Raw genomic sequence first — 20542 nt, forward strand, 5'->3', positions numbered from 1 at the left:
CGCGGAAGCCTCGGGGGAGGGGTGTGACGATGCAGCAGCGCCGCACACCGGGTGGTCAGCGCCCCGCCCGCCGGCCGGGTCAGTCCGGTCGGCCGGGTGGCGGCCGCGCCACACGGGGATCGGTCCGCGAGGCAGGCGTACGCGCCGAGCCGCGCGGCACCGCTGGTCGGGCGCCGGGCGCGGCCCGGGGGGCCGAGGGGGTTCGCTCCGCGAACCGTCCGGCCGCCGCTCGGCGTACCGCCGCCGGTGGTGCCGTCAAACGGCTCGCCGCACCCCACCCCCGTCGCTTCACCGGCCGGGCCACCGTGCTGTTCGCGGTCCTGATCGCGCTCGCTCTGGCCTACACCTACCCGGTCCGGGTCTACCTGGACCAGCAGGCCGACATCGAGCGGATGGAGGCCGCCCAGGCGGCGCAGGAAGAAGAGATCGGCAAGCTCGCCGCTGAGGCCGCCAAATGGCAGGACGACGAGTACATCAAGACCCAGGCCCGGGAACGGTTCTTCATGGGCCGGCCGGGCGAGAAGATGATGGTGGTGCTCCACGACCCGGAGGGCGCTGCCCGGGACGCCGGAAAGTCGGCCGGACCGGCGGCCCCGGCCGGTCCGGTGACCTGGTACGACACGCTCTGGTCGAGCGTTCAGGCGGCGGACAGCCAGCAGCCGGGCAAGTGAACCACCGACCAGCGCACCAGGAGAGATGGGCACCGTGACTGTCGCACCACCGCCGGAGTCGGCGGCGGATTCCGTACCCCTGCCGCACCGCGAGCCGGCCACCGAGGCCGACCTGGCCGCGGTGGGCGCGCAGCTCGGCCGCCCGCCCCGTGGGACCCGGGCGGTGGCGCACCGCTGCCCGTGTGGTCTGCCGGACGTGGTGGAGACGACGCCCCGCCTCGCCGACGGCACGCCGTTCCCGACGTTGTACTACCTGACGTGCCCGCGGGCCACGGCGGCGTGCAGCCGGCTGGAATCGGGCGGGCTGATGAAGGAGATGGCCGACCGGCTGACGACGGATCCCGAGCTGGCCGCCCACTACCGGGCGGCGCACGAGGACTACCTCGCCCGTCGCGAGGCGATCGGCGAGGTGCCTGAGATCGCCGGCATCTCGGCCGGCGGCATGCCGGGCCGGGTGAAGTGCCTGCACGTGCACCTGGGGCACGCGTTGGGTGCCGGCCCCGGGGTGAACCCGTTCGGTGACGAGACGCTGGCGCTGGTCGAACCCTGGTGGACGGCCGGCCCGTGCGTGGACGTGCCGGCGGGCGAATGAGTGCGGACGCCGGGTCGTCGGCACCGGTTGCCGAGAGCCAGATTCTGGTGCGGCGGGCCCGCACCGGGGATGTTCGTGGCATCCGGCGGCTGGTCGACACGTACACCGACGACCGGCGGTTGCTGAGCAAGGCCACCGTCACCCTCTACGAGGACGTGCAGGAGTTCCGGGTGGCGGTCCGCGCCGAGGACGGCGCCGTGGTGGGCTGCGGCGCGCTGCACGTGATGTGGGAGGACCTGGCCGAGATCCGCACCGTCGCGGTGGATCCGTCCTGCCGGGGCCAGCGGATCGGGCACCGGCTGGTCGGTGAGCTGATCGACGCGGCTCGGGAGCTGGGCGTGGCCCGGATCTTCGTGCTCACCTTCGAGACCCGGTTCTTCGCCTCGTTCGGGTTCCAGGCGATCGACGGCGCGCCGGTGCCGCAGCCGGTCTATGAGCAGCTGCTGCGCTCGTACGACGAGGGTGTCGCGGAGTTCCTGGACCTGGAGCGGGTGAAGCCGAACACGCTGGGCAACACCCGGATGCTGCTGCGGCTCTAGGGGGTGGCCTTGCGGGGGTGCGCGGCGAAGAACCCCCACATCAGGTCGGTGGCCGACAGACCCGCGGTGGGTGCGGCGAGCTGACCGGTTGTCGCTCCCGGCCAGCTGTGGCCCATGCTGGCGATCGTGTAGACGCTGACCTCGCTGCCGTCCGCGCAGCCGGCCACGGTCCGGGTCACCCCCGGCACTCCGGACGCCTTCGGGCTGGGCTTGCACCGGAGTCGCTGCTGCCAGGTCCGCATGCCCGCCTGGAAGACCGATTCGTACCGGTCCTGCGCGCCGATGAAGGTGATCACCGAAACCGGTCTCTTCGGTACGTAGTCGTCGGCCGTGGTCAGGGGACCGCTGTACCCGCCGCTGACCACCCCGATCGCGGCGAACCGGCCCGCACCCTCCACCGCCGTCCGGAAACTCATGTCGGCGCCGTTCGAGATGCCGGTGAGGAAGACCCGGGTCGGGTCCACCCGCCAGGTCTGCACCAGGTGGTCGGTGAGGGCGTTGAGGAAGCCGACGTCGTCCGCCTTGCCGCAGCAGACCAGCGCGTTGAAGCCGCCACCCTGCCCGTCGGGGTAGGCGACCAGGACGTTGTCCTTGTCGGCCTTGGCGTCCAGGCCGGTCAGCTCCCGGATGGAGGGGCCGGTTCCGGGATAGAAGTGCAGCGCGATGACCAGTGCGGGCGACCGGCTCGGGTCGTACCCGTCTGGTGCGTGCAGCAGGTAGGCGCGGTCCAGCCCGTTGTGCTTCAGGGTGAGCCGGTGATCGCCCGGCGCTGGGCGTGACGCGGAGGGTGCGGCTGGCGGGGTCGACGAGGGCTGCCCCCGCTCGCAGGCCGCGACGGCCACGATGAGGCAGAGCCCCGTCAACACTGCCATCGTCCGACGCACGCCGGCCCACCCCCCGTCGATCCCGACGTCCACACTGGAGGCGGCCGGCGTGCGGATCAACCCTTTCGGTCCTGGCCGAAGGCAGGCAGGCTGTCCCCATGCTTCGCCTCCAGCTCGGGCCGGCGGATCTGTGCCGGGTGCGGCTCGCCGACCGGCTGCACCCGGTCGGGACCGCGCTGCTGGCCGGTCAGTGGCTGCGTGATCCCACGGTCGCGGTGATGGCGCCGTCCCTGGCCGAGCAGGCAGGGGCTGTCGAGGCCTCCGGCGTCGCCCAGGCCGCCACCGCGACCCTGCGGCACCTCCTGCCCGGTCGGGGGAGCCTGCCGGATTTCGTCACACCCTTCGACGGCCTGGAGTCGGTGACGGCCGGTCTCGAGGCGATCCGGGCCACTCCGGCGCGCCGGGTCCGGGCCGAGGTCGCCGCCGCGTACGCCGATGTGGCCGCCAGCCCGCTGCGGCGACGGTTCGCGACGGCCGACCCGGAGACGCTGGACCTGTTCGGCGGGGCCGTGCGCACCTGGTTCGAGGCCGTCCTGGCACCGCACTGGCCCGATCTGCTGGCGGCGCACCGCCAGCAGGTGATCTGCGCCAGCCAGCGGTTGGCGCGGCACGGCCTGGCCAGCCTCTTCGACGGTCTGCACCCGGCGATCCGGTGGCGGGAGCCGGTGCTGGAGGTGCGGACCTGGTGGCACGGGGAGCTGACCGGCACCGGGCACGGGCTCATCCTGTTGCCCTCCCCGTTGGCTGGTCCCCGCCCCCGGGTGCTGGTCGAGCCGGGTCGGCCGATCCTGCTCGTCTACCCGGTGCCGATGCCGCGCCGGGCCGCTTCCGCGGGGGTCGACTCCCTCGGGCGGCTGCTCGGCACCACTCGGGCGCTGGTGCTCCGCCGGCTCGCGGACGACGGCGGGCTGACCACGACGGTGCTGGCCCGGGCCGTCGGGATCAGTCTCAGCTCGACGTCGGAGCACGCCAGCGCGCTGAGGTCGGCCGGGTTGATCGCCAGCGAGCGGGACGGCGGGGCCGTCCGGCACCACCTGACACCGCTCGGCGCGCACCTGCTGGTCGCCGGCTCGGAGTCGTCGGTGTCGGACCTCTCCGCGGTGTGGCCTTCGGCCGGACAACCCGCCGGGCGACCGCCTGGCCTGCCGTAGGGTTGCTGCCGTGACGACGCGTGTGGCGGCCATCGACTGCGGGACCAACTCGATCCGACTGCTGGTCGCCGGATTGCCCGACCCATCGGCCGGGCCGCAGGCGCCGCTGACCGACCTGACCCGACGGATGGAGATCGTCCGGCTGGGGCAGGGCGTGGACCGGACCGGCCGGTTGGCGCCGGAGGCGATCGAGCGGACCAGGGTGGCACTGGCGTCGTACGCCGCCGACATCGAGAAGCTGGGTGCGGAGCGGGTGCGGATGTGCGCCACCTCGGCCTCCCGGGACGCGGCCAACGCCGACGACTTCACCGAGATGGTGCGGCGCACCCTCGGGGTCGCGCCCGAGGTGGTCAGCGGTGACGAGGAGGCGCGGCTGTCCTTCACCGGCGCGGTGCGGGGGCTTCCCGCGGACGCGAAGGAGCCGTTCCTGGTCGTGGACATCGGCGGCGGCTCCACCGAGTTCGTGGTCGGTGACCGGGCCGGCGGGGTGCGGGCCGCGATCTCGGTGGACATCGGGTGTGTCCGGATGACCGAGCGGCATCTGCCGGGCGATCCGCCGACGCCGGAGCAGGTCGCCGCCGCGCAGGCCGACATCGTGGCGGCGGTGGACCGGGCGCTCGCGGCGGTGCCCGGCCGGGAGGCGGCCACGCTGGTCGGTCTCGCCGGGTCGGTCACGACCGTGGTCGCCGTGGCCCAGGGTCTGCGGGAGTACGACCCGGAGCTGATCCACCACGCCCGGGTCTCCTACGAAGCGGTGGCCGAGGTGACGGCCGACCTGCTGGGTCGAACCCGCGAGCAGCGGCTGGCGATCCCGGTGATGCATCCGGGCCGGGCCGACGTGATCGGCGCGGGTGCGCTGGTGCTCCGCGTGATCATGGAGCGGGCCGGCATGCCGTCGGTGGTCGCCTCGGAGCACGACATCCTCGACGGCATCGCCTGGAGTCTTCAGTGAAGACATCACACTGATCGTCGTCGAACTGTGACGACGCTGAGGCCCTGAGTCGACGCTGAGCTGTGACCGTCGGAGGATGGGCCTTCAAGCGCGGACGACGCGCCGGGCGGCTGCTGTGCTGGCCGTGGCGGCATTCGTACTCGGCGGTTTGACCTCCTGCTCGCCGGAGAGGAAGGGCATCACCGGCCTGACCGTTGACGCCGCTGGCCGCCCGCTCGCGGCGCTGGCCTGGTGTTCGGACCGGCCGCCCGACGTCGTGGTGCTCTTCTCCGTCAGGGAGTCGACGTCGCCAAAACCGTCGGGTCGGGCGACCCCGTCGGGTCGGGCGACGCCGTGGCCGAAGTGGCCGGGGCGGAACTTCACCGTGCCACGTGCCGCGACTTCGCCCACCACCGTGCCCCTGGATGGCTTCCCACCGGAGTCGATTGCTGACCCGGACGGTGCCTTCGACATGTACGGAGTCGCTGACGACAGCAGCTTCACTACGCACCGGGTGAGCTTCCGCCTCGGCGAACTGACCGAACTGGCGTCCGGATCGGTCCTGGTCACCGCCATCGTCCGCGGCGAGGAGGTGCAGGAAGTTCTCTCCCTCGAGGAGTTCGCGCATCGGGGAGAGAACGAATGCTGATGGGGCGAACGAGGCTGAATCGTTGACGCTATTTCGCATTGCACAGTAGTGTGCAGTGCGTGGACACCACACAGTTACTGAAGGGCGTGCTCGATCTGGCCGTCCTGGCCGTGCTCCGAGAGGAGGACGGCTACGGCTACGACATCCTGCGCCGGCTCCGCGAGGCCGGGCTGGAGGAGGTCGGCGACGCCTCGGTCTACGGCACGCTGCGCCGCCTCTTCGGCGCCGGCCTGCTCACCACCTACGTCGTGCCGAGCGAATCCGGGCCGCACCGCAAGTACTACGCACTCAACGCGGCCGGGCGCGACCAGTTGACCCGCTCCGGCAAGCTCTGGCGCTCGTTCGCCACCACCATGGACAGTCTGCTCGACGATCGGGGGATGGCGGCATGACCGTCACGGGGCAGGAAATCACGGACTATGTCGCGCGGGTCCGAGCGGCGCTGGCCGACCTGCCGCCCACCCAGCGCGACGAGCTGACCGAGGATCTGGCCGATCACCTCGCCGAGGTGGCCGCCGAGGCCGGCGGCACCCTCGTCGAGCGGCTTGGGGAGCCCGAGACGTACGCCGCCGAGCTGCGCGCCGCGGCCGGCGCACCGGGCGGCGGGCGCAACCTCGACCAGCGGGTCGCCACCGCGGTGGTCCGGGCCCGCAGGCGACTGCGCTCGATCGACTCCCGGCTCGGCCCACCGCTGGGGTACGAGACGGCCAGCGACTTCCTCCGGTTGCTGCGTCCCGGCTGGTGGGTGCTGCGCGGCTACCTGGCGGCGATGCTGATCACCATGATCACCACTGGTGGTGGCTTCGGGCTGCTGCCCCGGTTCGGTGGAGAGCTGCTCGGCGGCCTGATCATGCTGGTCGGTCTCGTGCTCGCCTCGATCTGGCTCGGCCGCCGCTCCGAGCGGTTGACCCGCTGGCCGCGTTGGGCACTGCACGCCGGCAGCCTGGTGCTCGTGTTCTTCGCCCTCGCCACGCTGGCGAACGCCGAGGACCGGCTCGGCTACAGCGACTACTACTACGACCAGACCTCGGTCGACAGCCAGTACAGCCGGGTCCGGGATGTCTTCGTCTACGACCGCGAGGGCCGGCTCGTGGAGAACGCCCGGCTCTTCGACCAGAACGGTGACCCGATCCGGCTCGGCTACCCGGACTGCGCGGACCCCGCCGACGTCTATGGCAAGCCGCTGCTGCGGGCGTACCCGTACTGCCCGGACCAGGCACCCTTCGGCCCCCGGGCTCCGGGCGCGCCGGCGCCGACGGTCCCGCCCGCGCCGCCGACGACGGCCCCGACCGTGACGCCCGAGCCGACCGGGACGGCCACCGGTGGGCCGACGGTGGGTCCGACCGCGACGCCGACCGGCACACCGATCCCCACCGCGACGGGCTGAACGACGATGTGAATTGGATCATGCATACGAAGCTGGGAAATAGCTGAACGGACGAGGCGAGCGGGACGACGCCGGAAATCAATGATCGTTACGGTGTCGTCTGCTCATCAACCCCTCGGAAGGAACCCCCGTGTCAGAGCAGGTTGCACCGCCCCCCGCGTCCGACGTCGCGCCGCCCCAGCCGGCCGTCGAGACGCCGTCGCCGGTCGAGCCGGAGGCGAAGAAGCCCGGTGCAAAGAAGGCCCTCGGCATCATCGGCGCGATCCTCGTGTTCGTCGTCATCGCCGGCCTGAAGTTCGGCGTCGCCAGCGCCATCGGCAACTTCCTGAACAAGGACGAGACCGCCGACGCCAAGGCCGGCGACTGCATCGCCGAGCTGCCCGAGGTCACCGGCACCGAGGAGGAGGAGGTCGACGGCGCCAAGGTCGTCGAGTGCACCTCCACCGACGCGGCGTACAACGTGGTCGGTCGCGTTGATGGGCAGACCGAGGCGCAGGCCAAGGCCGGCACCGCGTGTGACGAGTACCTCAAGGAGGGCGAGGAGGGGTACGTCTTCTACAGCATCGAGCCGGGCAAGACGGGCTACCTGCTCTGCCTGACCAAGAAGGCCTGACCGGAGCGTCAGCAGCAGGGCAACGGCACCGACGGCGGTGGGGGAACGGTCCCCGCCGCCGTCGGCGTACGCGGAGTCACGACCCGGCGAACGGGAGGTGAATGCCACTGTTCCCGTGTCTTCCCCGGCGACGGCGCGGCATGGCAGGCTACCGGCACGTAGGACCACTGGGCGACCAGCCAACGATGACTGACCGCTAGGAGGACGGGCCGATGGGCGAGATGGTGAGCTACCGCAGCAACGGGGGCATGAGCGAGGGGTATCTCGCGATACCTGCCAGCGGCGTCGCCAGCCCCGCCGTCATCGTCATCCAGGAGTGGTGGGGCCTGGTCCCGCACATCCGGTCGGTGGCGGACCGGTTCGCCGAGGCCGGCTTCGTGGCCCTCGCCCCGGACTTCTACCACGGTGAGACCACCAGTGAGCCGGACGAGGCGCAGCGGCTGCTGATGGCCATGCGGATGGACGAGGCGGCGAAGGACATCGCCGGCGCGGCCGACTACCTCGCCGGCCGACCGGAGGTCACCGGCAAGGTAGGGGCGGTGGGCTTCTGCGCCGGCGGCAGCCTGGCTCTCTGGTCGGCGACGCTCTCCGAGCGCATCGTCGCCAGCGTGGGTTTCTACCCCGTGCTGCCCTGGGAGTCGATGCGCCCCGACTGGGTCGACTACGCCGGCAAGTCCGCCGTCATCCACTGCTCTGAAGAGGACGGCACGTCGGCCGCCGAGGGCGTGCAGACCGCCCGCCGGGCCATCGAGGAGGCCGGCGGCACCTGCCACCTCTACGACTACCCGGGCACCTCGCACGCCTTCTTCAACGACGACCGGCCGGAGGCGTTCGACCAGCGCGCCGCCGCCAGCGCCTGGGCCCGCACCCTGGAACTCTTCCGGGCCAAGCTTGGCTGAGTCGCGTACCCCCGATCAGGTGGTCGCCCGCGCCGTGCGGGCGACCGACCTGGCCGATCTGGACGCGGCGGTCAGCGACTGTTTCGCCTGCCCGCGGCTCGTCCGCTGGCGGGAGGAGGTGGCCCGCACACGCCGGGCCGCCTTCCGTGACCAGGAGTACTGGGGACGGCCGGTCCCGGGCTTCGGCGCCGCCGACGCGCGGATCGCCATCCTCGGCCTGGCGCCCGCCGCGCACGGTGGCAACCGCACCGGCCGGATCTTCACCGGCGACCGGTCGGGTGACGTGCTGTTCGCCGCCCTGCACCGGGCCGGGCTGGCCAACCAGCCGACCAGCGTCGCCGCCGACGACGGGCTGGCTCTGCGCGACACCCGCATCTTCTCGGCCGTCCGGTGCGCGCCGCCGGACAACAAGCCCACCCCGGATGAGCGGGACACCTGCGCGCCCTGGCTGCACCGCGAGGTCGCGCTCATCCGGCCCACCCTGCGCGTCGTGGTCGCGCTGGGCGCGTTCGCCTGGGCGGCGTGGTGGCCGGTGCTGCACCAGGTGTACGGGCAGCGCCCGCCCAGCCCGCGACCGAGGTTCGGCCATGGGGCACACTGGTCCGGCACGGCCGCACCGGAATTGCTTGGCTGTTACCACGTCAGCCAGCAGAACACCTTCACCGGGCGGCTGACACCAGGGATGCTGGACGACGTCTTCGGCCGGGCCAGGCAGCTGGCCGGAGTGGACTGAGAGTGCGTGGGGCGGTGGCCATGACGGACGGAACGCGCCCGCCCACGCCGTACCCCGCCGAGGAGCCCGGGGTGCTGCGCCAGGTGTTCGGCCTGCTCCGCCGGTGGTGGCCGGTGGGTGCGGTCGCCGTTCTGCTCGCCGGGGCCGCGCTGGCCTCCGCGCACTCGTCGATCGGGGCCAGCCGGATCCCCCCGGCCGCGGAGAACGTCCCCTGGGTCCCCGAGTATCCGACGGCGGAGCCATCGCCGTCGATTCCGGTGGAGCCGCGCGACGCCGGCGAGGCCACCCAGGCGCACATCCCGCAGTGGATCGCCACCGTGGCGATGGTGCTGCTCGGGCTGGCCATCGCCGCCGTGTTGGGTTACCTCACCTGGATCCTCGTTCGCGGCGCGGTGCGCCGTACCACCCGGGCACTGCCGGCGCAGCGGGGCCGGCGTACCGCCGAGGGCACCGCCCGCGAGGTGGTCGCCGCGCTCGACGCCGGCCTTGTGGAGCTGGACGACCGGGACACCGATCCCCGGGTCGCGGTGATCGCCTGCTGGGTACGACTGGAGGAGGCCGCCGCCACCGCCGGTGTTCCCCGGCGGCCCGGTGACACTCCCACCGACCTGGTCACCCGGCTGCTGCGCGGCGACCCGTCGGCCGGGGTGCCGGCGATCGTCAGCGCCGATGTGCTGGCCGAGTTCGCGCACGTCTACCGGGAGGCCCGGTACGCCACCCGCCCGGTCGACGAACGCACCCGCGACCAGGCCCGAGCCGCGCTGCGCCGGTTGCGCCACGAACTGGCCGCGGTGGCCCCCAGCCAGGAGGTGCCTGCTTGAGCACCACCAGCATCGACGACCTGCTCGCCTTCGAGGAGGAACCGGCACCGGCCGACCCGCAGTCGCGGGGCGGGCCGGCCCGCCTGGTGCTGCGCTCGCTCGCGATCGCGGCCGCCCTGGTCGCGGTGCTCGTCGCCGGGCTGCGCGCCATCGGCCTCCAGGTCTCCCTGCCCGTGCTGATCGCCGGGGTGCTCGCCGTGCTGGCGGTCCGCCGGGTGACCGGCCTGCTCGCGCCGCCACCCCCGCCGCCGCCGAGCGGTCGGATGACGACGGGCGAGGAGGACGGCAGCTACAACTGGGGCTCCCGGGACGCGCTGCGCACCGCGATCAACCGCTGGGAATGGCCACTCGACTGGTCCACGACGCGACCCGAACGCTTCACCAGCGTGGTCCTGCCCCGGATCGGTGAACTCGCCGACGAGCGGATGCGCCTGAAGCACGGCGTGACCCGTGAGTCGGACCCGGGCCGCGCCCGTGTCCTGCTGGGCGACCGGCTGTGGACGTTCCTGGAAAACCCGCCCCGCCGCCCCCCGTCGCCGCGCGACCTCGCGGTGATCGTCGCCGAACTGGAGCAGATCTGATGAACGACGTGGACCCGAGCATGCCCGCCGCCGAGGTCGGCCGTCTGGCCCGGGCGGTGCTGGACGCGGTCGGCACCGTCGTGGTCGGCAAGCGGGACGCGTTGGAGCTGGTCCTCGCCGGCATCCTGGCCGGTGGGCACGTCCTGCTGGAGGATCTGCCGGGTCTGGGCAAGACGCTCACCGCGCGCTCGTTCGCCCAGGCGCTCGGGCTGGACTTCCGCCGGCTCCAGTTCACCCCGGACCTGCTCCCCGCCGACGTCACCGGCTCGTTCCTCTACGACCAGCGCAACGGCGACTTCACCTTCCGGGCCGGCCCGGTCTTCACCAACCTCCTCCTCGCCGACGAGATCAACCGGACGCCCCCGAAGACCCAGTCCGCGCTGCTGGAGGCGATGCAGGAGAAGCAGGTCTCGGTGGAGGGCGTGACCTACAAGCTGGACGAGCCGTTCCACGTGCTGGCCACCGCCAACCCGATCGAGTACGAGGGCACCTATCCGCTGCCCGAGGCGCAGCTGGACCGGTTCCTGCTCCGGGTCTCCTTCGGCTACCCGGAGCACGACGAGGAGTGGGAGGTGCTGCGCCGCCGGATGGGCCGCCGCCGCGAGGAGGCGGAGATCAAGCCGGTGGTCGACGCGGCCACCCTGCGGTCGATGCAGGCCGCCCTGGAGGACGTGGTGGTGGAGGACTCCGTGGGCCGCTACATCGTGGCGCTCACCGCGGCCACCCGGGAGCACCCGTCGGTGCTGGTCGGCGCGTCGCCGCGGGGCTCGCTGGCGCTGCTGCTGCTGGCCCGGGTCCGTGCGGTGTTCGGCGGCCGGGACTACGTCGTGCCGGAGGACGTCAAGGAGGTGGCGGCGCCCGCGCTGGCCCACCGGATCACCCTGCGCCCGGAGATGTGGCTGCGGCGGGTCGACCCGGCGTTCGTGGTCGGCGAGGTGCTGGAGGGCACTCCGGCGCCGGCCAGCGGCGCGCTGCCCAGCTACGCCGCCGGCGGGCCCCGGCGCTGATGACCGGACCGACCGTGCCCGCGCCGAGATCCGCCGAGCCGGAACCGGCCACCGGCTGGGCGCCCACCTGGGCACTCGGCCGGGCGGCGCTGCTCGCCGGCCTGTTGCTGGTGGCGGGGGTGCTGCTGGGGCGGGTCGACCTGATCGTGCTGGCCGCCCCGTTCGCGCTCGGCACCGCGTACGCGCTGCGCCGCCGACCCTCCGCGCTACCGCAGGTGTGGATCACCCCGGGTGACGACGGGCCGATGGTCGAGGGCGGCGCGGTGACGGCGGCGGTGAGCGTCGGCAACCCGGACACGGTTGACTACGACCTCGTGGTGGTGCGGTCCCGGGTCTCGCCGTGGCTGCGGATCGAGCGGGCCGGCTTCGCCCTCGACGGGTCGCACGACGATGCGACGCACAACGGTGCTGCCGCACCGGCCGGTGGCGCGGGGCGCTCGGTGGCCGATCGGCCGTTCGTGACGTCGGTGCCCAGGGCGACGGCGGTGGACCTCGGCCTGGCCGGCAGGGCCCTGCGCTGGGGTCGGCACCCGGTCGGTCCGGCCGGCGCGCGGGTCGCCACGGCGGGTGGCCTGCTGGTCTCCCGGGCGGTGATCACCGAGCCGGTCCGGGTCCGGGTCTATCCGCGAACCGAACCGTTCGAGGCGGTGAAGGCGATGCCCCGAGCCGCCGGCCTGGTCGGGGCGCACCACTCCCGCCGGCCCGGCGAGGGCGGCGAGCTGGCCGGCGTACGGATCTTCGCGCCCGGCGACCGGCTGCGCCGCATCGACTGGCGGGTTTCGCTGCGCGCCCGGCAACTGCACGTGGCGTCCACCCTCTCCGACCGGGACGCCGAGGTGGTGGTGCTGCTCGACGTGCTCGCCGAGGCAGGCCGCTCGGGCGGGGTGGGCGGCGCCGCCTCGGTGCTGGACACCACGGTGCGGGCCACCGCCGCGATCGCCGAGCACTACCTGCACCGGGGCGACCGGGTCTCGCTGCTGGAGTACGGGCCCGCCGCGCGGCGGCTGCGCCCGGCCGCCGGTCGCCGGCAGTACCTGACCGTGCTGGAGTGGCTGCTCGACGTACGCGCCCAGGCCTCCCAGCACGAGCCGTACGACCAGGTGTTCGGCCCGCAGCTGCTCTCCTCGGACGCGCTGGTGGTGGTGCTCACTCCGCTGCTGGACGAGCGGTCGGCGCAGATGCTGGCCCGGCTGGCCCGCGCCGGGCGGTTCGTGGTGGCGGTCGACACGCTGCCGACCGACCTGACGCCGCCGAAGGACCGGGGCTGGGCCGAGGTGGCGTACCGGCTGTGGCGGCTGGACCGGGAAATCATGATCGGGCAGCTCCGGGAGCACGGCGTGCCCGTGGTGCGCTGGGCGGGCGCCGGCAGCCTCGACCAGGTGCTGCGGGACGTGGCGCGGCTGGCGATGGCCCCGAGGGTCGGTGCCCGGTGAGCGGGGGTGGGCACAGATGATCGACGCCGTCACCGGGCGGGTCAGGGCGGCCCAGGACGCCTTCGCCCGGATCAGCGCCGCCCCGCTCATGGTTCGGGCCGGGATCTTCGTCACCGTGCTGGCCGGGTTTGCGCTGGCGTTCCCCGCCGAGGTGCTGTCCGGCCGGCCGCTCGGCTTCCTGGCGGTGGCCGCGCTGCTGCCCGCGGTGGGTCCGCGTCGGGTCTGGCCGACCTTCGCGGCGCTGGTGATGGTCGGCGGCTGGCTACTCGCCACCGACGGTTACGGCCGGCCGGTGGCGCTCTGGCGGCTGCTCGCTCTCGCCGCGCTGCTCTACCTGGGGCACACCCTCTGCGCGTTGGCCGCGCTGCTGCCCTACGACGCGGTGGTGGACCCGGAGCTGATCACGCGCTGGCTGCTGCGGGCGGCCGCGGTGCTGCTGGGTACCGCCGTGCTGGGGGTGCTGCTGTTGCAGGTCGCGGGCCTGGGTGGGGAGAGCGGCCACCAGTGGGTCACCGTGCTCGGGTTACTCGTGGCGGTGGGGATAGCAGCATTGCTGGGCTGGCTCCTGCGACGCGGGTAGATTGTGTGTCGACCAGGGTTATCCAGGTCACAGGGGTTGTGCTCCGTCACAGATGGGGGGCGCGAGCGGGATTACCTGAGCCGACCGGGGAAAGATAGATGACGTGAATCCGAAGCGGATCCTTGTGGTGGGTGCCGGGCACGTCGGTCTCTATGCCGCCCTGCGCCTGTCGAAGAAGCTCAGCTCCCGTGAGGCTGAGGTCATCGTGGTGGACCCCCAGCCGCACATGACGTACCAGCCGTTCCTGCCCGAGGCCGCGGCCGGCAACATCTCCCCCCGGCACTCCGTGGTGCCGCTGCGGCGGGAGTTGCAGCGGTGCACGGTGGTGGCGGGCACGGTCACCCGTGTCGAACACGATCGCAAGGTGGCGACCGTGCAGCCGATCGTCGGCCCGGCCCGGGAGATCCCGTACGACCACGTGGTCGTGGCCCCGGGCTCGGTGTCCCGGACGCTGCCGATCCCCGGCCTGCACGAGCATGGCATCGGGTTCAAGACCATCGGCGAGGCGATCTACCTTCGCAACCACGTGCTGGACCGGCTGGACGTGGCGGCCGTCACCCCGGATCCGGACGTCCGCCGGTCGGCGCTGACCTTCACCTTCGTCGGTGGTGGCTACGCCGGCATCGAGGCGCTCGCCGAGATGGAGGACATGGCCCGCGACGCCCTGCGCTACTACCCGGAGCTGAAGCCCGAGGAGATGCGCTGGGTGCTCGTCGAGGCCACCCAGCGGGTGCTGCCCGAGGTGGACCGGGACATGGGCGCCTACACGGTGCAGCAGCTTCTCAAGCGGAACATGGACATCCGGCTGGACACCCGGCTGGAGTCCTGCGTCGACGGGGTGGTCAAGCTCTCCGACGGCGACAGCTTCCGCTCCGACACGATTGTCTGGACGGCCGGCGTGAAGCCGTCGCCGATGCTGGACGCCACCGACTTCCCGCGCGACGACCGGCGGCGGGTCACCTGCCTGCCCACCCTTCAGGTGGTCGACGGTGACCGGGTTGTCGAGGGCGCGTGGAGCGCCGGCGACTGCGCCGCGGTGCCCGACCTGACCAAGGAGCCGGGCAACTTCTGCTCGCCGAGCGCCCAGCATGCGGTGCGTGAGGCCGCCCGGATGGCCGACAACATCGTGGCGGTGATCCGGGGCCGCGAGCCGGTCAACTACAAGCACAAGCACGTCGGCAGCGTGGCCAGCCTCGGGCTGCACAAGGGCGTCGCCCAGGTGTACGGCGTGAAGATGACCGGCTGGCCGGCCTGGTTCATGCACCGGACGTACCACATGAGCCGGATCCCGTCGTTCAACCGCAAGGTCCGGGTGGTGGTGGACTGGTCGCTGGCGTTCTTCCTCAAGCGTGAGGTGGTCGCCCTGGGCCAGCTGCACGACCCGCGCGAGGAGTTCGTCGAGGCGTCCCAGCCGGTCGGCGTCCCCCGCGTCTGACCCGATCGACGACAAGGGGCCCTGCCGTGTTGGCGGGGCCCCTTGTCGTACGCGGTCAGACCCGCCAGGTCCAGGCGTCGGCGATCCGGGTGGCTGGGCCGTAGAGCTGCTCCAGGGTCGCGCGCAGGCTGTCCGCGTGTGGGGCGTCGTCCGCCAGCGCCACACAGGACGCACCCCAGAAGTCGGCGTCCCGGGCGGCCTGCCGGCGCTGCTCGTCGCCGATGGCCGGCTGGTCGCCGCGCCGCGCGACGTCCGCCAGCAGGGCCGAGGTGGGCTGCTTGAAGGTGCCCATCGCCGCGGTGCCGCCCCGACCGTACGGGCCGATGAAGAATCCCTCGGGCAGGCCGAAGCCCGCGTCGGCGGCGGCTGCCCAACGCATCGGCCACGGTTCCTTGGGCGTGGGCAGCGGCACCGGGACCAGCACCCCGCCGGGCTGGACGCACTGCCGCCAGTGCCCGCCGGTGACGAACTCCGGCACGGCGGGCCGCTCGGCCGTCGGCAGCGGGGCCGGGAAGATCGGCAGCAGCGCCGCGACGACGGCCAGCGGCACCAGCCGCCGCGCCCGACCGGTGCTCCGGAGGGCCTTGTCGAGCGCCAGCACCAGCAGCGTCGCGATGATCGGGAGCAGCGCCAGGCCGAACCGCATCGGCAGCGCGCCGTCCACCACCGGCAGCCCGGCCAGCAGGGCGTACGGGCCGGGCAGTGCCGTCCTGGTGCCGCCGAGCACCACTTCCGGGCCGAGCGAGAGCGCACCCATCACCAGCGCCGCGACCACGCAGGCGAGCACCAGTCGCCGCCGCCCCGCCCAGATCCAGATCGCGCTGGCCGCGGTGACCAGCAGCAGCGGCCAGCCGAGGAAGGTGTTGTACTCGGCCGGGCCGGTGGTCAGCCGGGCGGACTCGGCGCTGCCGGCCACCGACAGTGGGGAGACGGTCCACCAACTGCTCAGGTCGGCGGAGAAGTAGGCCGGACTGAACATTCCGTCGGCGACCCCCTGCGGCCCGGCGAACTGGAACCACAGCGGATATCCGAGCACCAGCAGGGCCAGCCCGGCGGCGACGGCCAGCCCGCCGGCGAAGTTGGGCAGCGCCCGACGGGCCAGGTCCCGGTCCGCCACGGCGTAGCTGACCGCCATCACCAGCAGTGTGACGGCGGCGAGGAAGAGCACCTCCTCGCCGATGAAGACCTGCGCGGTGACCGCCGCGGCCAGCCCGGCCGCGGAGCTGAGCATGCGCCGCCGGTCCGGCCCGGCGACCAGGCGGCGGGACCCGGTGGGCGGCGTGGGCCCCGGGTCGGACGCCCGCAGCAGCCGGACCACCAGCCAGATGATCACCGGCACCAGCCACTGGGCGGTCATGTGCAGGTGGCTGTTGGTCTGCGAGATCATGCCGGGGCCGAACCCGCACAGCCCTCCGCCGAGGGCGGCGGCGAGCCGCCGGGCGCGCATCGCCCGGTGGAACAGCAGGTACCAGGCGACGGCGGTGCCGGCCAGGTTGGCCGCGGCGAGCAGCGCGAAGGTGACCGGCGCGCCGAGCAGCAGGGTGATCGGCGCGCAGACGATGCCGAGCGCGATGACCGTGGTGTTGGTCATCAGGTTGACCCCGTCGGGGGCGTTGAGCCGGTCGGTGAGCAGACTGAAGTCACCGAGCAGCGCGCGCGCGTCGACCGCGAGGAACCACTCGTAGAGGGTCTGGTCCTCGGGGTTCAGCGCCAGCGTCCGGCCGGCCGGGTCGGGCCACAGTCCGTGGGTGAGCCAGCCGGCCACCACCGTGCAGATCAGCGCGACGAGCAGGTCCCCCCGGTGCCGGCGGACGGCGGCCAGCAGCCGGACGGCCCAGGCTTGGCGGTTGACCTGATCGGCGAGGCGGAAGGCCTGCTCAGGGGCGGCGTCGGGGGCCGTGGGGGCTGCGCTGCTCACGGCATCGACCCTAATGCGGCCAGGCTGGTGGGGTACGCCGGGTCGCCGCGAACCGGCTACGGTGACACTGCACCGTGCGTGTCGGCGCGCCGGTGCCACCCGCCCGGGTGGTGGAACGGCAGACACGGCCGCCTTAAAAGCGGCTGCCGCAAGGCGTGCGGGTTCGACCCCCGCCCCGGGCACCAGCGGGCTGAACGCATTCTCATTCGTGATCACCATGAGTTGGTCGGGCCGTTTACTCTTGGAGGGCACGTTCACGTGCAAACGACCCCCTGAGGGAGGCCAGACAGTGAAGACCTCGAACCCGGTGCTCGCCCGGCTCGGCCAGGCGGCCGAGCGGGAGCGCTCCGCCGGGTACGCCCCGACCGGGCCGTACGGACAGCCCGGCATTCCGCAGCAGTACCCGTCCCAGGCCGGTTACCCGGTCGCGCCGCCAACCGTGGCGCCCATGACCGTCGACGACGTGGTGGTCAAGACCGTCGCCCTGCTCGGCATCCTCGGCATCACCGCCGCGGCCGCCTGGGTGCTCGTGCCCGACGCGCTGGTCGGTGCCGCCTGGATCGGCGCGGCGGTCGTCGGCCTGGTGCTCGGCCTGATCATCTCGTTCTCCCGGATGGCCAACCCGGCGCTGGTCATCACGTACGCGGTCGTCGAGGGCGTCTTCGTCGGCATGGTCAGCAAGGCGTTCGAGACGGCGTACGACGGCATCGTGCTCCAGGCCGCCGCGGCCAGCTTCGGCATCTTCTTCCTGATGGCGATGCTCTACCGGGCGAAGGTCATCCGGGCCACCCCGGCCTTCGTCAAGGGCATGATCGCGGTGATGACCGGCCTCTTCGCGGTCATGCTGATCAACCTGGTGCTGGCGCTGTTCGGCGTCAACACCGGCCTGCGCGACGGCAGCCCGCTGGCGATCGGCTTCAGCCTGGTGTGCATCGTGGTCGCCTCGCTGAGCTTCGTGCTCAGCTTCAAGGAGATCGAGGACGGCGTCCGGATGGGCCTGCCGCAGCGCTACTCCTGGACGGCCGCCTTCGGCATCCTGGTCAGCCTGGTCTGGCTCTACATCGAGATCCTGCGACTGCTGAGCTACTTCCAGGGCGACGACTGACGTCGTCCGCGCTGCCGACCGGCGCCCGCCCCCGCTCCTGGGGGCGGGCGCCGTCGTCTGCGCCGGCCGTGCCGTTTGCCCGCCGCCGCCGGTCCGCCCGGGGCAGAGTGACTGCGAGGGGTACGCGGGCGAAGGAGGCGGCGGTGCGCAGCAACAACCCGGTGCTCAACCGGCTGGACGAGACCGGCCGGTTGGAAGCCCGGGTGCTCGGTGCCCGTGACGTCGAGCCGATGACCGTCGACGACGTGGTGGTCCGCACCGTCGGGTTGCTGCTGCTCACCGGCGTGGCGGCGGCGGTCTCCTGGGCGGTGGTGCCGGAGGCGGTCTGGGTGCCCGCCGCGCTGGCCGGCAGCGCTCTCGCGTCGATCGCGCTGGTCCTGGTCATCTCGCTGCGCGGGATCACCAACCCGGTGCCGATCGTCGGCTACGCCCTGCTCCAGGGGCTGCTGCTGGGGGTGGCCAGCCGTGCCTTCGAGCTGGTCTATCCGGGCATCGTGGTGCAGGCGGTGGCCGGCACCTTCGGCGTCTTCCTCGGCATGGCGGCGCTCTACCGGGCCCGGATCATCCGGGCGACGCCCCGGCTGGCCCGCGTGGTGATCGGCACGCTGCTCGGCATCGCCGTGCTCAGCGTGGTCAACCTGGTGTCGTACCTGATCTCCGGGCGGCCGGGGCTGGCGGTTTACAGCGTCAGCGGAGAGGTGGGCTGGCTGCCGTACGCCTTCTCGGTCGTGGCGATCATCGCCGGCGCGCTCAGCTTCATCCTCGACTTCGACCTCGTCGAGCGTTCGGTGCGCGACGGCCGACCCCGCCGGTACGCGTGGTTGAGCGCGTTCGGCCTGCTCACCGGGCTGGTCTTTCTCTACTGGCAGCTGCTGCGGCTGCTCAGCTACCTGCGCCGCTGACCGGCCGACGTGACTCGCCCGGCGTCGGCCGTAGACTCGGCGGCGATGAGCACAGCGGAGTTGGACCAGGCCGTACGGCTGCTGGTCCGTCAGGTCGGGCACTGGGAGCAGCCCCGCTGGGCGGCGGTCGCGACCACCGGCAACATGTCCCGCGCCGACCTGGTGCACCGGCTCGTGCAGGAGATCGCCAACCTGGCCGCCGACGCCGAGGGCGAACCCCGCCGGGTGGTGCCCCGGCTGGACAACGACCTGGCCCTGCCCGACCAGGTGCGGGTGGTGGTGGCGGACCTGGTCGCCGCCGGGCCGGGTGCGGAGGTGCTGGCGCGGGCCGCCGCCGAGGTGACGGCGACCCGCAGCGCGCTCTGAGCGACGGTCGGCTCAGCTGAGCCGTTCCAGCACCATGGCCATGCCCTGACCGCCGCCGACGCACATCGTCTCCAGGCCGATGGTCTTGTCGTGGCACTCGAGTGCGTTGAGCAGGGTGCCGGTGATCCGGGCGCCGGTCATGCCGAACGGGTGGCCGACGGCGATCGCGCCGCCCATCACGTTCAGCTTCTCCTCCGGGATGCCCAGCTCCCGGTAGGAGGGGATGACCTGCGCCGCGAACGCCTCGTTGATCTCGACCAGGTCGACGTCGTCGATGGTCATGCCGGCCCGGCGCAACGCCTGCCGGGACGCCTCGACCGGACCGAGGCCCATGATCTCCGGCGACAACGCGGTCACGCCGGTGGAGACGATCCGGGCCAGCGGGGTCAGCCCGAGCTCCTCGGCCCGCTGCGCGCTCATCACCACCACGGCGGCGGCGCCGTCGTTGAGCGGGCAGCAGTTGCCGGCGGTGATCCGGCCGTCCGGACGGAACACCGGCTTCAGGCCGGCCACGCCCTCCAGGTTGACCCCCGCCCGGGGGCCGTCGTCGGTGCTCACCACCGTGCCGTCCGGCGTGGTGACCGGCGTGATCTCCCGGGCCCAGAAACCGTCGGCGATGGCCTTCTCGGCGAGGTTCTGACTGCGGACGCCGAACGCGTCCATGTCGGCGCGGCTGACGTCGTACACCTGGGCCAGGTTCTCCGCGGTCTGCCCCATGGTCAGGTAGATGTCCGGCAGCTCGCCGGACTCGCGCGGGTCGGCCCACACCTCGGCGCCGCCCTGCGCGCGACGCTTCGAGCGTTCGCCGGCCGCCGCGAAGCGCGGGTTTTCCCAGCCGCCGCCGACCAGCGCCTGCGCCTCGGGGGGCAGCCCGTCGGAGCTGCCCCGGGCGTACCGGGAGACCATCTCCACGCCGGCGGAGACGAACACGTCGCCCTCGCCGGCCCGGATCGCGTGCATGGCCATCCGGGTGGTCTGCAAGGAGGAGGCGCAGTATCGGGTCAGCGTGGCGCCGGGCACGGTGTCCAGCCCGAGCAGGGTGGCCACCACGCGGGCCATGTTGAAGCCCTGCTCGCCGCCGGGCAGGCCGCACCCGAGGTAGAGATCGTCGATCGTGGTCGGGTCGAGCTGGGGGATCTTGTCCAGGGCCGCCTGGACGATGGTCGCGGCGAGGTCGTCGGAGCGGACGTCGCGCAGGGATCCCTTGTGCGCCCGGCCGATGGGGGAGCGGGCGGTGGCGACGATGACGGCGTCGCGGGACGACTCAATCGGCATGGACCCACGTTAACCCGCCGGTAACTTGGCGCGGAAGGAGCCGGCCCGGCGGGAAATGTCACCCCGAGCC

The 20542-nt window shown here is 72.9% G+C and carries 23 protein-coding genes and 1 tRNA gene; 21 read left to right on the top strand and 3 right to left on the bottom strand.

Annotated elements, in window-relative coordinates; genetic code table 11:
- The first annotated feature begins 29 nt into the window (after positions 1-29).
- Genes ACWD6N_RS00800 through ACWD6N_RS00810 form a run of 3 tightly spaced genes read left to right on the top strand, consistent with a single transcriptional unit; the run spans position 30 to position 1802 of the window.
- Positions 30-671: an FtsB family cell division protein gene (locus ACWD6N_RS00800; RefSeq protein ID WP_354962943.1), complete on the top strand. Its 642-nt coding sequence runs from the start codon at positions 30-32 to the stop codon at positions 669-671.
- A gap of 34 nt (positions 672-705) precedes the next feature.
- Entirely contained in the window at positions 706-1263 is a 558-nt protein-coding gene (locus ACWD6N_RS00805) for a DUF501 domain-containing protein (RefSeq protein ID WP_354962700.1), read from the top strand.
- Positions 1260-1802 carry an amino-acid N-acetyltransferase gene (locus tag ACWD6N_RS00810; RefSeq protein WP_354962701.1) on the top strand — a complete coding sequence of 181 codons (543 nt, stop codon included), beginning with the start codon at positions 1260-1262 and terminating at the stop codon, positions 1800-1802. Before ACWD6N_RS00805 ends, ACWD6N_RS00810 begins: the two co-directional genes overlap by 4 nt.
- On the opposite strand, the gene ACWD6N_RS00815 is transcribed toward ACWD6N_RS00810, so the two are convergent.
- On the bottom strand, positions 1799-2674 hold the full coding sequence (locus ACWD6N_RS00815; RefSeq protein ID WP_450004295.1) for an alpha/beta hydrolase family esterase: 876 nt from the start codon (positions 2672-2674) through the stop codon (positions 1799-1801). The genes ACWD6N_RS00810 and ACWD6N_RS00815 overlap by 4 nt on opposite strands.
- 110 nt (positions 2675-2784) lie before the next feature.
- Between ACWD6N_RS00815 and ACWD6N_RS00820 the strand changes: the two genes are divergently transcribed.
- The 14 genes from ACWD6N_RS00820 to ACWD6N_RS00885 all read left to right on the top strand — a co-directional run bounded on the left by ACWD6N_RS00820 (position 2785) and on the right by ACWD6N_RS00885 (position 14906).
- Entirely contained in the window at positions 2785-3837 is a 1053-nt protein-coding gene (locus ACWD6N_RS00820; protein WP_450004296.1) for an ArsR/SmtB family transcription factor, read from the top strand.
- A gap of 22 nt (positions 3838-3859) precedes the next feature.
- On the top strand, positions 3860-4789 hold the full coding sequence (locus ACWD6N_RS00825) for a Ppx/GppA phosphatase family protein (protein WP_354962944.1): 930 nt from the start codon (positions 3860-3862) through the stop codon (positions 4787-4789).
- Between the two features lie 124 nt (positions 4790-4913).
- Positions 4914-5417, top strand: a complete 504-nt coding sequence (locus ACWD6N_RS00830; protein ID WP_450004297.1) for a hypothetical protein — start codon at positions 4914-4916, stop codon at positions 5415-5417.
- 59 nt (positions 5418-5476) lie between these two features.
- Positions 5477-5809 carry a PadR family transcriptional regulator gene (locus ACWD6N_RS00835; RefSeq protein WP_354962705.1) on the top strand — a complete coding sequence of 111 codons (333 nt, stop codon included), beginning with the start codon at positions 5477-5479 and terminating at the stop codon, positions 5807-5809.
- Positions 5806-6804, top strand: a complete 999-nt coding sequence (locus ACWD6N_RS00840; RefSeq protein ID WP_450004298.1) for an HAAS signaling domain-containing protein — start codon at positions 5806-5808, stop codon at positions 6802-6804. The genes ACWD6N_RS00835 and ACWD6N_RS00840 overlap by 4 nt, the downstream gene beginning before the upstream one ends.
- 130 nt (positions 6805-6934) lie before the next feature.
- Positions 6935-7417 (top strand): LppU/SCO3897 family protein, encoded by a 483-nt coding sequence (locus ACWD6N_RS00845; RefSeq protein ID WP_354962707.1) that lies wholly within the window; start codon positions 6935-6937, stop codon positions 7415-7417.
- 212 nt (positions 7418-7629) lie between these two features.
- Positions 7630-8316 carry a dienelactone hydrolase family protein gene (locus ACWD6N_RS00850; RefSeq protein WP_354962708.1) on the top strand — a complete coding sequence of 229 codons (687 nt, stop codon included), beginning with the start codon at positions 7630-7632 and terminating at the stop codon, positions 8314-8316.
- 19 nt (positions 8317-8335) lie between these two features.
- Positions 8336-9049: a uracil-DNA glycosylase gene (locus ACWD6N_RS00855; protein WP_450004299.1), complete on the top strand. Its 714-nt coding sequence runs from the start codon at positions 8336-8338 to the stop codon at positions 9047-9049.
- A 20-nt stretch (positions 9050-9069) separates the two neighbouring features.
- The gene (locus tag ACWD6N_RS00860; RefSeq protein WP_450004300.1) at positions 9070-9870 is read left to right on the top strand and encodes a DUF4129 domain-containing protein; all 801 of its coding nucleotides are present in this window, start codon (positions 9070-9072) and stop codon (positions 9868-9870) included.
- Positions 9867-10451, top strand: coding sequence for a hypothetical protein (locus tag ACWD6N_RS00865; protein WP_354962710.1), 585 nt, complete (start codon positions 9867-9869; stop codon positions 10449-10451). The genes ACWD6N_RS00860 and ACWD6N_RS00865 overlap by 4 nt, the downstream gene beginning before the upstream one ends.
- A complete protein-coding gene (locus tag ACWD6N_RS00870; protein WP_450004301.1) occupies positions 10451-11458 on the top strand; it encodes an AAA family ATPase in 1008 nt (335 codons plus the stop codon). The genes ACWD6N_RS00865 and ACWD6N_RS00870 overlap by 1 nt, the downstream gene beginning before the upstream one ends.
- A complete protein-coding gene (locus ACWD6N_RS00875) occupies positions 11458-12891 on the top strand; it encodes a DUF58 domain-containing protein (RefSeq protein WP_450004302.1) in 1434 nt (477 codons plus the stop codon). The genes ACWD6N_RS00870 and ACWD6N_RS00875 overlap by 1 nt, the downstream gene beginning before the upstream one ends.
- Positions 12892-12910: 19 nt before the next feature.
- The gene (locus ACWD6N_RS00880; RefSeq protein ID WP_450004374.1) at positions 12911-13471 is read left to right on the top strand and encodes a hypothetical protein; all 561 of its coding nucleotides are present in this window, start codon (positions 12911-12913) and stop codon (positions 13469-13471) included.
- A 103-nt stretch (positions 13472-13574) separates the two neighbouring features.
- On the top strand, positions 13575-14906 hold the full coding sequence (locus tag ACWD6N_RS00885) for an NAD(P)/FAD-dependent oxidoreductase (RefSeq protein ID WP_449936603.1): 1332 nt from the start codon (positions 13575-13577) through the stop codon (positions 14904-14906).
- Positions 14907-14961: 55 nt separating this feature from the next.
- On the opposite strand, the gene ACWD6N_RS00890 is transcribed toward ACWD6N_RS00885, so the two are convergent.
- Entirely contained in the window at positions 14962-16824 is a 1863-nt protein-coding gene (locus ACWD6N_RS00890) for a hypothetical protein (protein WP_450004303.1), read from the bottom strand.
- 101 nt (positions 16825-16925) lie between these two features.
- Between ACWD6N_RS00890 and ACWD6N_RS00895 the strand changes: the two genes are divergently transcribed.
- The 4 genes from ACWD6N_RS00895 to ACWD6N_RS00910 all read left to right on the top strand — a co-directional run bounded on the left by ACWD6N_RS00895 (position 16926) and on the right by ACWD6N_RS00910 (position 19197).
- Positions 16926-17009, top strand: a tRNA-Leu gene (locus tag ACWD6N_RS00895).
- 104 nt (positions 17010-17113) lie between these two features.
- A complete protein-coding gene (locus tag ACWD6N_RS00900) occupies positions 17114-17929 on the top strand; it encodes a Bax inhibitor-1/YccA family protein (protein WP_354962716.1) in 816 nt (271 codons plus the stop codon).
- Between the two features lie 143 nt (positions 17930-18072).
- On the top strand, positions 18073-18831 hold the full coding sequence (locus tag ACWD6N_RS00905) for a Bax inhibitor-1/YccA family protein (RefSeq protein WP_354962717.1): 759 nt from the start codon (positions 18073-18075) through the stop codon (positions 18829-18831).
- A gap of 45 nt (positions 18832-18876) precedes the next feature.
- Entirely contained in the window at positions 18877-19197 is a 321-nt protein-coding gene (locus ACWD6N_RS00910) for a hypothetical protein (RefSeq protein ID WP_450004304.1), read from the top strand.
- Positions 19198-19209: 12 nt separating this feature from the next.
- Here the strand turns inward: ACWD6N_RS00910 and ACWD6N_RS00915 are convergent, their stop codons facing one another.
- Positions 19210-20472: an acetyl-CoA C-acetyltransferase gene (locus ACWD6N_RS00915; protein WP_450004305.1), complete on the bottom strand. Its 1263-nt coding sequence runs from the start codon at positions 20470-20472 to the stop codon at positions 19210-19212.
- Positions 20473-20542: the final 70 nt, after the last annotated feature.

It is taken from the genome of Micromonospora sp. NPDC005163, assembly GCF_053599835.1.

Excerpts from the sequence above, each read along its gene's own strand:
- ACWD6N_RS00800 (WP_354962943.1), top strand. The coding sequence starts at position 30 with ATGCAGCAGCGCCGCACACCGGGTGGTCAGCGCCCCGCCCGCCGGCCG.
- ACWD6N_RS00810 (WP_354962701.1), top strand. The coding sequence starts at position 1,260 with ATGAGTGCGGACGCCGGGTCGTCGGCACCGGTTGCCGAGAGCCAGATT.
- ACWD6N_RS00815 (WP_450004295.1), bottom strand. The coding sequence starts at position 2,674 with ATGGCAGTGTTGACGGGGCTCTGCCTCATCGTGGCCGTCGCGGCCTGC.
- ACWD6N_RS00820 (WP_450004296.1), top strand. The coding sequence starts at position 2,785 with ATGCTTCGCCTCCAGCTCGGGCCGGCGGATCTGTGCCGGGTGCGGCTC.
- ACWD6N_RS00840 (WP_450004298.1), top strand. The coding sequence starts at position 5,806 with ATGACCGTCACGGGGCAGGAAATCACGGACTATGTCGCGCGGGTCCGA.
- ACWD6N_RS00850 (WP_354962708.1), top strand. The coding sequence starts at position 7,630 with ATGGGCGAGATGGTGAGCTACCGCAGCAACGGGGGCATGAGCGAGGGG.
- ACWD6N_RS00860 (WP_450004300.1), top strand. The coding sequence starts at position 9,070 with ATGACGGACGGAACGCGCCCGCCCACGCCGTACCCCGCCGAGGAGCCC.
- ACWD6N_RS00870 (WP_450004301.1), top strand. The coding sequence starts at position 10,451 with ATGAACGACGTGGACCCGAGCATGCCCGCCGCCGAGGTCGGCCGTCTG.
- ACWD6N_RS00875 (WP_450004302.1), top strand. The coding sequence starts at position 11,458 with ATGACCGGACCGACCGTGCCCGCGCCGAGATCCGCCGAGCCGGAACCG.
- ACWD6N_RS00910 (WP_450004304.1), top strand. The coding sequence starts at position 18,877 with ATGAGCACAGCGGAGTTGGACCAGGCCGTACGGCTGCTGGTCCGTCAG.
- ACWD6N_RS00915 (WP_450004305.1), bottom strand. The coding sequence starts at position 20,472 with ATGCCGATTGAGTCGTCCCGCGACGCCGTCATCGTCGCCACCGCCCGC.